This is a genomic window from Pseudoalteromonas sp. T1lg65 (assembly GCF_051930985.1).
Classification (GTDB): Bacteria; Pseudomonadota; Gammaproteobacteria; order Enterobacterales; family Alteromonadaceae; genus Pseudoalteromonas.
On record NZ_CP196837.1, the window covers coordinates 3,409,446 to 3,421,917 of the forward strand.

Annotated in this window: 7 protein-coding genes and 1 tRNA gene; 1 reads left to right on the top strand and 7 read right to left on the bottom strand. The window is 41.9% G+C overall.

The window, feature by feature from the left end:
• Positions 1-6: 6 nt before the first annotated feature.
• From ACSLBF_RS15195 to ACSLBF_RS15205, 3 genes are all read right to left on the bottom strand, one after another.
• Positions 7-2,673 (bottom strand): SLBB domain-containing protein, encoded by a 2,667-nt coding sequence (locus ACSLBF_RS15195; protein WP_440054203.1) that lies wholly within the window; start codon positions 2,671-2,673, stop codon positions 7-9.
• A 98-nt stretch (positions 2,674-2,771) separates the two neighbouring features.
• On the bottom strand, positions 2,772-3,566 hold the full coding sequence (locus ACSLBF_RS15200; RefSeq protein ID WP_440054204.1) for a DUF481 domain-containing protein: 795 nt from the start codon (positions 3,564-3,566) through the stop codon (positions 2,772-2,774).
• 33 nt (positions 3,567-3,599) lie between these two features.
• Positions 3,600-4,415 carry a mechanosensitive ion channel family protein gene (locus ACSLBF_RS15205; protein ID WP_440054205.1) on the bottom strand — a complete coding sequence of 272 codons (816 nt, stop codon included), beginning with the start codon at positions 4,413-4,415 and terminating at the stop codon, positions 3,600-3,602.
• A gap of 295 nt (positions 4,416-4,710) precedes the next feature.
• Between ACSLBF_RS15205 and ACSLBF_RS15210 the strand changes: the two genes are divergently transcribed.
• Positions 4,711-4,786, top strand: a tRNA-His gene (locus ACSLBF_RS15210).
• A gap of 368 nt (positions 4,787-5,154) precedes the next feature.
• Here the strand turns inward: ACSLBF_RS15210 and nagP are convergent.
• The 4 genes from nagP to secA form a co-directional block, all read right to left on the bottom strand.
• Entirely contained in the window at positions 5,155-6,453 is a 1,299-nt protein-coding gene (gene nagP, locus ACSLBF_RS15215; protein ID WP_440054206.1) for an N-acetylglucosamine MFS transporter NagP, read from the bottom strand.
• A gap of 408 nt (positions 6,454-6,861) precedes the next feature.
• Positions 6,862-8,946: a M13 family metallopeptidase gene (locus tag ACSLBF_RS15220; protein ID WP_440054207.1), complete on the bottom strand. Its 2,085-nt coding sequence runs from the start codon at positions 8,944-8,946 to the stop codon at positions 6,862-6,864.
• 89 nt (positions 8,947-9,035) lie between these two features.
• On the bottom strand, positions 9,036-9,434 hold the full coding sequence (gene mutT, locus ACSLBF_RS15225; RefSeq protein ID WP_440054208.1) for an 8-oxo-dGTP diphosphatase MutT: 399 nt from the start codon (positions 9,432-9,434) through the stop codon (positions 9,036-9,038).
• Positions 9,435-9,521: 87 nt separating this feature from the next.
• A complete protein-coding gene (gene secA, locus ACSLBF_RS15230; RefSeq protein ID WP_440054209.1) occupies positions 9,522-12,230 on the bottom strand; it encodes a preprotein translocase subunit SecA in 2,709 nt (902 codons plus the stop codon).
• Positions 12,231-12,472: the final 242 nt, after the last annotated feature.

A 12,472-nucleotide genomic window follows, 5' to 3' on the forward strand; every position in this document is an offset into this window, starting at 1 on the left:
TCACCCTTACTCAATAACTTTAGCAATAGAAGCGGCTGTTAAACCGAGCTGATACATGATTTGAGTTGCGGTGCTCCACAAGGTCAATGTATCAATATGCTGAGAGTCCAGCGGTACTACAACGGTGTCACCGGGCTCAAGCTGCGTTGACTGCTGCACAGCAAACCAAGAACCTGAAGTTGGCAGTTCAACCGAACCATTTGCCTTAATAACATAAATCCGCTCATCATCGGCTTTTTGTTTAAGCCCACCGCTCGCTTTGATGTAATCATCTACTGACTTTGCAGGATCATACAAATGCGTAGCTGCAAGGTTAACTTCACCGATAACACTGACCGAATCTTGCAATGCTGGGATGTACAACGCATCTCCATCTTCGAGCTGCATTGTCAAAGTCGAGCGCTTATCTAAGTCAATAACCAAACGACCAAGGGCTTCAACACGAGATAAGTCTTTTAAGATTTTATCCATATCTTCATATGGTAAGCTAGTGTTAGAAGTCTCACTTTTTTGGAAGCTGTTGGTGATAATTTCTCTTCTTAAATCCTGAGTAAGGCGCTGAATTTGAGAAGTTTCTTTACGTCTAATGGATTCACGCGTAAAAATCGCAGCATCTTTATGAGCAAACGTATTTAATCCTCCAACCCTTTCAAGCAAACTTTCAAGCGTTTCACCACGTCTTATGATGTAAGTACCAGGAAACTTAACTTCACCAACCACTTTCACTTGCAAACGCTCTTGCCAATTTGGTTTAGGGAAAATGTTCACCGTGTCTTTACTAGTTAACTCGATAGTGGGTGTTTGCAATTCATTCAAACCATTGAACTGAATATGCTCAACTTGCTTCCCACCATCATAAACCACACGGGTCAGTTCAACTTGTTCGATGAAAGCTGCTTCTAGAAAGCCACCGCCCGCCTTAACAGCATCTTTAAAGTTTGAATTTTCTGGTAATGGATAAACACCAGGGAATTTAATCTGCCCGTTTACGGCAAAAAGCTTTGCTGGGTTGGTAGGGGTTGCTTGCCTTTTCAGCTTTGCCAATATTGGAGCCAACAATTTATGGCGGCTAAAGACGGCATAGTCATCTTCTTCCGCTTCTTCTTGCGCTTCAAAAAGGGCATCGATACTGGTAATAAGCTCGACTTCTTCCTCTTCTTCAACTTCAAAAAAATCGTATTCCTTTAACCCGATAAATTTCAGAAACTCATCACGCTCAAAATTTTCCCACAGCTTCACATTCTCACGCAGCTTCAGTTGTTCTTCGCTATAAGCCATGTCTTCAAGTAGTTGGGTTTCTTCTTTATGTAGCTGGTAACGACTGAAAACTACAATAGTATCATTTGATTGCAGCTCTATATCTGCTGATTTCTTATTAAAAATATCTTCAAGAGAAAACTGGTGAATTTCTATATCGCCCTCAAAATTTACTTCGCGAATGATAAGGGAATAGCCAAAGTCGGCAATGGATAATAAATCTTCTCTTGGTGCACTGAACACATCAGTTAGTTTTTTACCTTGCTGCCACTCGTAGTGACCTGGGTTGGTAACCGCCCCAATCACCGTCACCGTATTTTGTAAACGTGTCGATGCCGCGTTAACTGTGATCTCATCACCGTTTTGAGGTTGATATTTACTATTTCCAGCAAAATTAAAGTTAAGCGTAATACGTCTTCCATCCCCATTATAACGAGACACGACTACTTTATTTTTATTCGCGTTTGCCTTAAAACCACCGCTCATTGCCAAAACGCTTTCTAGAGAGTCAGAATCTTTTAACTCAAAGATAGCTTTACGATTGACCTCACCAGCAACCGTTATTTTTTTCTCAGCAGGGGGAATAAATACGACATCCCCAGGCTTTAATACCACGTCATTAGAGCTATCACCAAATAGCAGTAAATCATATAAATCAAATGTGGTTACTAACTCACCCGCACGCTTAACTTGGATACGTCTTAACGAGCCGTTATCACTGACGCCACCCGATGCAAACAGCGCATGTGTAACCGTCGCTAGTGGTGAAACAGTGTAACTACCTGGTTTATAAGCCTCACCCACAACCATAATTCTAATTGGGTTCAACTCCCCCATAGAAACAAAGGCTTGAACACCTATCATTTCTTCCGAAATTTTTGCGCTAACAAGCGCTTTTAACTCTTTGAATGACAGGCCGATCACATGGATTGGTGAAAGGTTTGGGATGGCAAGACGACCTTGACGGTCGATTTGTACTTCATGTTCTTCGTTGGTTTTACCGTATAGGTTTATTTTTACTTTATCGCCTATACCTAGCAAATAAGTGTCTGGAATAGCAGCCAACTCTGTCGGATTGAAAGTGGTGGGTTCACCTGCAAATAATTCGTACCCGAAAGGCTCAAGTTCTTCTAACTTTGGCTTGAATTTATCTTCGAGTGTTTCTTCCTCTCCATCTTCTTTGTTTTTCTTATCTCGAGGAAAAATGGTTTGTTCCATCAGGCCTTCATCGTCAAGGTCTTCTGAATTACCTTCCAAAGACTTCAAATCAATACCGTAACGTTTGGCAAGCGCCTCTTGTTGCGCTTTAGGAAGCTTTTTAAATTGTTCCATCTGCTGTTTGCTAGGCGTAACCGAATACGACTGATGGGATGTTAATATGAGTATTGAAAGGAGCAGTAATCTAAAGAACTTCACGTAAATCTCTTCCGTTATAGATTTTATAAACCAGCAAGCATTCTACCTGAGTTTGTATGAAATAAAAGGGCGTAAACACGCCCTTAAGAGGAAAGATGTTAGAAACTGTAAACTAGGGTCAGTGCTGTTTCTGTATCTGTGTTTTCCTTGCCATCAGCTACTTCAGAGTTATGGATTATGTTATAAGCTACTTTCATCTGTAAGGAACCGTTTATCTTGGTGAGCAGAGCTGACTCAGAAGTGGTTTTAGTGTTTGTATCACCATATTCAACCGCAACAAGTTGTGTAAAACGAGCGTTGTCTGATATTTGCCACTCAAAATCCAGTTTACCAACACCGATCACTTCGTTTTCTGATTCGCCTGCAAGCGGGTTACCATTGTCGTCGACAGCTGTACTATCATTTTGATGCTCAAAACGTTTCACACCAGGACCGATTTGCGCATTCAAGTACATATTTTCACGTTCAAGCAAACGACGCCCATAACCAACTGAAAGTACCGTTTCACTGCGGTACGCACCAAAATAATCAGAAACATAAGAGCCGAACACAAATAGGTGGCTATGATCCTCATTAATTTTGTAATTGCCTTGCACCGATGCTGAGTATTTCTCGTTGGTACGCTCTTTTATACGCTGACCTGCATCATTTTCAATTTCATCTTCTTTGAAGATACCGTCTAGCTTATATTCATTATGCCAGCTGGTCAGGTTATGTTTGGCTTTGATACCACCTTTTAAAGTCGTAGTTTCTGTATTACCACTGGTGATAATCGCACCTAACTCACTGGTTACATCCCAAGTTTTTTTTACCTTTGATGACTGTGCTTCATCAGCAATCGCAACCGTACTCAAAGTGGCTAACACACTGATGGCTAAAAGCTTAAGTTTCATTACATTTGAACCTATATTTTAATAAACTGAGTTTTAATCTTTGTGAAGATGAACATCCATTTGCGGGAATGGAATACCAATACCAGCATCATCTAGAGCAATCTTGATGTTTTCAACTAAGGCAAAGTAAGTCGGCCAGTATTCTGATGTATTGACCCAAGGGCGAACCACAAAGTTGACACTAGAGTCTGCTAGTTCAAGAACCGCCACTGTGTAGCTTGGATCTTTTAAAATTCTAGATTCATTATCCAGCACCGACTTTAACACTTCTTTGGCTTCTCGGAGGTCTGCCTCGTATGATACACCAATCACTAAGTCAATACGGCGTGTTTTCTCACGAGAATAGTTAACTATCGCGCCAGACATAATCGCAGAATTAGGCATGATAATTACTTTGTTATCTGGAGTCTTTAATTCGGTAGAGAAGATCTCGATTTTTTGAACACTGCCTGCTCGTCCACCTGCCTCGATATAGTCACCAGACTTAAATGGACGCAGTATGATGATTAAAACACCCGAAGCAAAATTAGACAGCGAGCCCTGTAGCGCAAGACCTACTGCCAAACCGGCAGCACCCAAAATGGCGATAAATGAGGTGGTTTCAATTCCAACTTGAGAAAGCGCCATGAGTAAAGTCGCGGCAAATACAATGGCGTAAATGATATTCGCAACAAAAGCGCCAACCGCTTTATCCACTTGTCTTTTGGCGAATGCCTTTTCTGTCAATTTCGAACATAGGCGTGAGACTTTGATGCCCACGAAAAAAATCACAAGTGCAATAAGGCCTTGTAAACCATAATGCATTATCAAATCTGAGTTATCTGACAACCAATTCATTACCGCTTCCATACTCATCCCCTACTTTCTAATTTTATTTGTCTAAATTCAAACCAGTTCGGCCACACTTTACACCACCGCAACGAAAAATTTGCGCCGGATACTTCTTCGCTACCACCAAAAACTCATTAATATCAGCGCATTTTGCCAAGCGGATCGTACATAGGATATATGAACCTGCGCTTTATGCTGGAATTTTATATGAATATTTTGTTTTTTGGCAATTTATTCATTTTTCGCTTTGCATTTTACGAAAACTTTTGTATTATGCGCGCCACACCGAACGAGGTGTGCAACTCATATTGTGGCGGCTGTAGCTCAGTTGGTAGAGCCCTGGATTGTGATTCCGGTTGTCGTGGGTTCAAGTCCCATCAGTCGCCCCACTTTTCCCCTATTCGTTTCAAACATCATTCTCGATTAAAAATCAAAATCATCACCAAGCAAAACGCTTGAAAATATTCGCGTTGACTGAACTTTAATACCAATTCTCTAATTAGTTGTTCAACTTCGAATCGAGAAAAGCTAGCTGATAACACCGCTATCGCTTAGGTACCTCCATCCGTGTAGGCAAAGCAAAAATTTTGCTATTTAGTTGTTCTATATAAGAAACTTTTAACTCAGTTAGCAGCAGATTTTATCTCTCAAATTGATCAGACATTTAAGCGGATTGGTATAAAGTAAAAAAAATGCCACCTTATTCAGGTGGCATCACACACGGGATTATTTCTACATACATAGAAATTCTATATTACTACCAGCTTCTCATTTTATGCCCTTTCAATGCATAAAATAGAATAAACAGATAGCTAGGTAGCATTAAACTGTAAGCGCCTTGAGCACCTAGTCCGGCTACATTACCCAGACCTATCAACAGTGGACCTAGCGCTCCACCTGCGATACCCATAATAAGTAACCCTGAAGCGGTACCAGTCAAACGACCAAGTCCGTCTAGTGCCAAAGGCCAAATTGCAGGCCATACCATTGCATTAGCAAAGCCCAGCAGCGCGATACACAATAGCGGATCTGGAAGCTCAGGTCCACCAAAAGGTGTTAATAACAGGTTGGACAAGATATACGAATCATTGCTACCTGAGATAACGGCCATAACAGTAATGATACCTGCGATTGCTGACATTACTAAAGCATTTTGTTGAGACATAAAGCGTGGGATAAGTGCAATACCAATGGCATAACCAATAAGCATACAAGCCATCGTATAAGAGGTCATTACTGAGTAATCAGCAATGCCTAACTGCAATGCGTAAGAGCCGATGGTGTCTGCTGCTATCACTTCAACAGCAACGTAAAGCGCTATACCGATAACGCCAAGCGCGAGATGGGGGTGACGTAATGCTTCTTTAACTTCCCCTTTACTCGTTGATGCTTCTTCTTCGAATACGAGATCAGGTAAAGGCGAGAACTTGGCAAACAAGGCAAAAACGAAAATAAGGCCTGCAATTGTCATGTAAGGTGTGATCAAGCTGCCAGCCATGGCATCTTTTTGTGCTTGTGATAACGCTTCGCCATCATTAACAACGCCACTTACGACCACCGCTGCAAATACGACTGGAACAATCACGCCAGCAGACTTATTTAGCAAACCCATGATACATACGCGAACGGCTGCTGACTCTTCCGATCCCATTTTTACAACGTAAGGATTTACCGCAGTTTGTAGCACAGTTTGTCCAACACCAATCATTAATTGTGCAAATAGAAATATCTCAATCATTTGCATATTCGCAGCGGGAATGTAAAGCAGCGCAGAAACCGCCATAATCAGACAGCCAATCGCCATTCCATTCTTATAGCCGACTCTTTTAATCAACATTGCTGAGGGAATGCCCGCGATTGTAACCGCTATATAAAATGAAGAAATGATAAACGATGCCTGTAGCGGAGACAGCTCCAGCATTTGTTGTAGAAATGGCGTAATTGCTCCGTTCAGCCAAGTAATACAGCCCAATATAAAAAACATTGAGCCTGCAAGTGACATGGGGAGCCAAACACTTTGTTTTGCGAGTTGGTCTTTATCCACTGTAGCTTCCATAAAACTCTTCTTGTTGCTTAGGGTACCTGAACTGAACTTTGCATTAAATAATCAATCAAGTACGAAATTATTTAGGATTGTTGTTTTAGTACAGCACAAAATGACAGCGCTGACATTTAACTCTACGTTAAAATTTGTTTCATTTCCAGCTAGAATTTACGCAGCATATCACTAAAGTGGGACCAATCCGCTTTTCTGTAACCTAACTCTGCTAGGCCTATAGTTAATTTTCTCAATGAGAAGCTTTAACACGGTTAGCGCCAGCGTAAACCTGTCAATTGCTATAAAGGGCGAGCTTGGTGTGTGTCGGTAGTTAGTGGCTATATAATAAGGTAAGGGTAGAGGCAGAAAAATAAAAAGCCTGTACTAAGTCATATGACATTAATACAGGCTCTAGAGGGAAGAAAATTACCAGATTTTCACTCTGTCTTCTGGCTTAAGATACATTTTGTCACCTTCTTTCACGTCAAAGGCTTTATAAAACTCTGGCATATTAGGTAGCACGCCAATAACTCGATAGTGACTTGGTGAATGCGAATCCGTCATTAGTCGATTACGTAATTCTTCATCGCGGTATTTGCGGCGCCAGATTTGAGACCAGCCCATAAAGAAGCGTTGCTCACCAGTATAACCATCAAGCACTGGTGCTTTCTCACCTTGCAATGATAGTTGATAGGCTCTGAATGCCACGGTTAGACCACCTAAATCACCGATGTTCTCACCCAGTGTTAGCTCACCATTAACCGCGGCATCTTCAAACGGCTTGAATTGATTGAATTGCTCAACTAACTTCTGACCGCGCGTTTCAAATTGCTGTAAATCTGACTCACTCCACCAGTTTCGTAGGTTACCATCACCATCATATTTAGCACCTTGATCATCAAAGCCATGTCCCAATTCATGCCCAATCACAGCGCCGATAGCACCATAATTCACGGCATCATCTGCTTCTAGATTAAAAAATGGCGGCTGTAAAATTGCAGCTGGGAAAACAATTTCGTTATTTACCGGATTATAGTAAGCATTGACGGTCTGCGGCGTCATGAACCATTCAGAACGATCGACAGGCTTACCCAGCTTATTAATCATATCTTGGTTTGCCCAACGTGAGTAACGCACATAATTTCCAACGAGATCATCCGAGTCAATCGTTAACGCTGAGTAGTCTTTCCATTTGTCTGGATAGCCAATTTTAGGCGTGAACTTACTTAACTTCTCTTTTGCAGCCACCTTGGTTTCAGCGCTCATCCACTCAAGGTCGTCAATAGAAAGTTCAAAGCCTTTAATTAAGTTGTCTACTAACTCTTTCATGCGAGCTTTAGCTTCTGGTGGGAAATACTCTTTTACGTAGATTTTGCCGAGCATTTCACCTAACACACCATTGGTGGCATCAACTGCCTTTTTCCAAGTTGGCGCTTGTTCTTCTACACCACGCAATGTTTTGCTGTAGAAATCAAAATGTAAATCAACCAAATCTTTATTTAGCAACTCGGCATAGTTACTCGCGAAGTGGAAAGTTAGGTAGTCCTTCCAAGCTTGCACATCGTGTTCTGCAATGACTTTCGATAACTTTTCGAAGAAACTTGGCTGACTAACGACTAAGTCAGAGATGTTAATACCAAGTGCTTTAAGGTAAGCGTCAGTGTCAAAACTAGGGATTAGCTCATTGAATTGAGATACTGTGAGCTTGTTATAGGTCTTCGTTGCATCTCGACTCTCAACACGCGTCCATTGTGCTTCAGCAATTTGTGTCTCGATTGATAGAATATTGGCAGATGCTTGTGCTGGATTCTCATGACCCAGTTTAACCAACAACTGCTCGATATACGTTTGGTATTTACCGCGAATGGTGTTGAACTTTTCAGTGTCCTGTAGGTAAAAATCTCTATCAGGAAGACCCAACCCGGATTGATATATATACAACGCATTTTCACTTGAGTTTTTGGCATCGTTGTTCACATACCAGCCAAATGGAGAAGCCCCACCCTGCAGTCTTACCTGAGCAAATAATGCAGGCAACTGCGCTTTGCTATTCACTTCAGAGATTGCTTTTAGATACGGTAAAAGTGGCGTCACACCCGATTCATTACGGGCAGATTCATTCATGTAACTGCGGTAAAATGCACCTAATTTTTGTTCTTCTGTTCCAGGTTTTACATCGCTATTCTGTGCTGCACTTTCTAATACTTCTTTTAGTGCTTTTTGCGATTGTTCATATAGCTGAGTAAAAGAACCATAGTTAGATTTATCACCTGGAATTTTTGTTTCGGCAAGCCATTTGCCATTCACGTGATAGTAAAAATCATCTTGAGCACGGACAGATTTGTCCATGTTATCTAGTTCAATACCAGAGCTTGGCTGGCTGATTTGACTGTGTTCTGTGGTGTCGCTTGCAGTACTTGAAGCCGATTGAGCAGTATTTGGTTGCTCACTACAACCGATCAAACCAAGTGCTAGAGCCACACTCGCCGCTGTTAGTGTTATTTTCTTCATGTAATTCCCCTGAATTTTTGCTTAATCAGTGTACTAATTCAACATAGGCATGCCTATGTATCCGACCTAAAAATTAGTAACAAAGTTTGTCATTCGCCGAACTGTTGTAATCTCTCAATAATCATTTTGTTTGCAGCAGGGAAAGCAAGCTCATCGAGTTTTTGGATTTTTACCCACTGCGAAGGCTGCCCTTCCGCGCCATGAGGTTCCCCCTTGAATGTTTCCACCACATGGATCAACAGGCGTACGCATTTATCACCATAGTCATGTTCAATTTGCATTAGCTCTTGTGAGTCTGCAATCTGAATTGCGATTTCTTCTTCGAGTTCTCGATAAAGTGCTGCAAAAACGCTTTCACCGCTTTCAACCTTTCCTCCCGGAAATTCCCAAAGCCCACCTTGGTGTTGATTGTCTGCACGCTTGCACACAAATACTTCATCATTTCGCTTGATCACACCAACGACCACTTCCACAACTTTTTTGTTCATTTCCCCCCCGGACATTACTTGGATAGTTGACAGAGACAGAATTAAAAAAAGCGACACTCGGTCGCTTTTTTTAATTACTTTAAGCAGCTATTTAAGCTTACCACAGCATTGCTTAAACTTTTTACCCGATTGACAAGGACAAGGCTCATTACGACCGACTTTAGGTTCAACGCGAGAAACGACCATAGCGTCTTCAGGTGTTTCACCTCCTATTTGCTGAGTTTCTTCATGCTGATATTGACGCGGAGCTTGTTCGCTCTTACGGTGTTGCTCTTCAACTTTCTCTACATCTTCTTCAGCGCGCACTTGTACTTTACTTAAAATACTCACCACGTCTGCTTTTAGGTTTTCAAGCATTTGCGAGAACAACTCGAACGATTCACGCTTATATTCTTGCTTTGGATTCTTTTGTGCATAACCACGCAGGTGAATACCCTGACGTAAGTGATCCATTGCCGCCAAGTGATCTTTCCAATGTTGGTCCAAACTTTGTAGCATAACCGCTTTTTCGAAATGGCGAAGTACATCGGCACCCACCATTTCTTCTTTGTGCTTATATGACTTTGCGACTTCTTCAACGATACGGTCACGTAGCATTTCTTCGTATAGTTTGTTGTCTTCAGCAAGCCAAGCAGCTATTGGAAGCTCAACATGGAAATCATTTTTCAGGCGTTCTTCTAGACCTGAGATGTCCCACATTTCGGCTAAGCTTTGTGGCGGAATATATTGATCGATTGTGCCATTTAATACATCTTCGCGGATCGCGGTGATTGTTTCTGAAATATCGCCTTCTTCAAGCAATTCGTTACGTTGCTCATAAACAACTTTACGCTGGTCATTAGCAACATCGTCATACTCTAGCAGCTGTTTACGAATGTCGAAGTTACGTGCTTCAACTTTACGCTGTGCATTTTCGATAGCTCGGTTGACCCAAGGATGTTCGATTGCTTCACCGCGTTGCATACCAAGCTTACGCATCATGTTGGTCATACGCTCGCCAGCAAAAATGCGCATCAGTGCATCATCCATAGACAGGTAAAAACGGCTTGAACCTGCATCACCTTGACGACCAGCACGACCACGCAGCTGATTATCGATACGACGAGACTCATGGCGTTCAGTACCAATAATGTGTAAACCACCTGACTCTAAAACAGCATCATGACGCTTTTGCCACTCAGTTTTGATATCTGCGATTTGTTGTTCAGATGGATTGTCGAGCTTTTCAACTTCTGATTGCCAGTTACCACCTAGTACAATATCCGTACCACGACCAGCCATGTTAGTTGCAATCGTCACCTTACCCGGAAGACCCGCATCCGCGATAATATCGGCTTCTTGAGCGTGGAATTTCGCGTTTAGAACGTTGTGATCAATTTTTTCTTTGCGTAAGAAGTGTGAAAGGTATTCTGAACTTTCAATCGAAATGGTACCGACTAGAACTGGCTGTCCACGTTTCTGACAATCACGAATATCTTCAAGAATAGCTTCAAATTTTTCTTCTTGAGTTAGGTAAACTAAATCGGCTCTGTCGTCACGGATCATCGGCTTGTTAGTTGGGATAACAACAGTATCGAGACCGTAGATTGACTGAAATTCAAACGCTTCGGTATCTGCTGTACCAGTCATACCCGCGAGCTTGTCGTATAGACGGAAGTAGTTTTGGAACGTGATTGATGCCAAAGTCTGGTTTTCATTTTGAATACGAACCCCTTCTTTTGCTTCAACAGCCTGGTGCAATCCTTCTGACCAGCGACGGCCTTCCATTGTACGCCCGGTATGTTCATCAACGATGATAACTTCATTATCTTTGACGACATAATCAACATCTTTTTGGTATAACTTGTTTGCTCTAAGTGCAGCATATACATGACTTAGTAGAGTGATGTTATTAGCTGAATACAGTGAGTCACCTTCTTCAATCAAGCCGCGCTCAATGAGAAGTTCCTCAACTTTAATTTGACCGCGCTCGGTTAGATGCACTTGCTTGGCTTTTTCGTCGATAGTGTAGTCACCATCGCCTTCAACACCTTCTTCGTCTTCTTTTTCTTGTTGCACTAACTCAGGAACAATTTTATTAATCTCAGCATAAAGCTGTGAACTATCTTCAGCTGGTCCTGAGATGATCAGCGGTGTACGCGCCTCATCGATTAAGATCGAATCAACTTCATCCACAATGGCATAGTGAAGCGGGCGTTGTACACGTTCTTCTATACTGAATGCCATATTGTCACGAAGGTAGTCAAAACCAAACTCGTTGTTGGTACCGTAAGTAATATCGGCAGCATAAGCTTGTTTCTTCTGCTGTGGCATCATACCCGGAATATTACAGCCGACGGTTAAACCTAAGAACTCAAATAAAGGACGGTTGTTTTCCGCATCACGTTGCGCTAAGTAATCATTCACGGTAATCACGTGTACACCCTGACCTGATATCGCATTTAAATATGCAGGCAATGTTGCTGTTAACGTTTTACCTTCACCCGTTCTCATTTCTGAAATACGGCCTTGGTGCAACACCATACCACCAATCATTTGTACATCGAAGTGACGCATACCAAACACGCGCTTTGACGCTTCACGGACCGTAGCAAACGCTTCTGGAAGTAGGTCATCGACCGAACTACCTTGCTCAATTCTTTGTCTGAACTCTGCTGTTTTTGCTTTTAGCTCGTCATCACTTAGATTGCTATATTGCTCTTCCAACGCATTGATTAAAGCGACCGTTTTTCTTAAGTTTTTAATGGTTCGGTCATTACGACTACCAAAAATCTTGGTAAAAATATTAGCTAACATGTTTAAACCGTTTCACTCTTGTGTTGGCTGACCCAAACTGCAAAGCCAGTTCAATTATACTGGGTCGCACTTGTCCAAAATGGCGACAAAGGCGTTCCTAAATTACGGTTCAATGGTTTGCTAATTTAGGAGTTTGCTTTTGTGTGACTGCCGAAATTAAAATAATGCCCTATCATACCAGACTGTCAGTTCATGCAAACCTTTTGCGCAAATTATAACAGCGCCAATTGCAAGAATTCTTT

Bases quoted from the DNA above. Each gene is read 5' to 3' on its own strand.
- ACSLBF_RS15200 (WP_440054204.1), bottom strand. From the start codon at position 3,566: ATGAAACTTAAGCTTTTAGCCATCAGTGTGTTAGCCACTTTGAGTACG.
- ACSLBF_RS15205 (WP_440054205.1), bottom strand. From the start codon at position 4,415: ATGGAAGCGGTAATGAATTGGTTGTCAGATAACTCAGATTTGATAATG.
- nagP (WP_440054206.1), bottom strand. From the start codon at position 6,453: ATGGAAGCTACAGTGGATAAAGACCAACTCGCAAAACAAAGTGTTTGG.
- ACSLBF_RS15220 (WP_440054207.1), bottom strand. From the start codon at position 8,946: ATGAAGAAAATAACACTAACAGCGGCGAGTGTGGCTCTAGCACTTGGT.
- mutT (WP_440054208.1), bottom strand. From the start codon at position 9,434: ATGAACAAAAAAGTTGTGGAAGTGGTCGTTGGTGTGATCAAGCGAAAT.
- secA (WP_440054209.1), bottom strand. From the start codon at position 12,230: ATGTTAGCTAATATTTTTACCAAGATTTTTGGTAGTCGTAATGACCGA.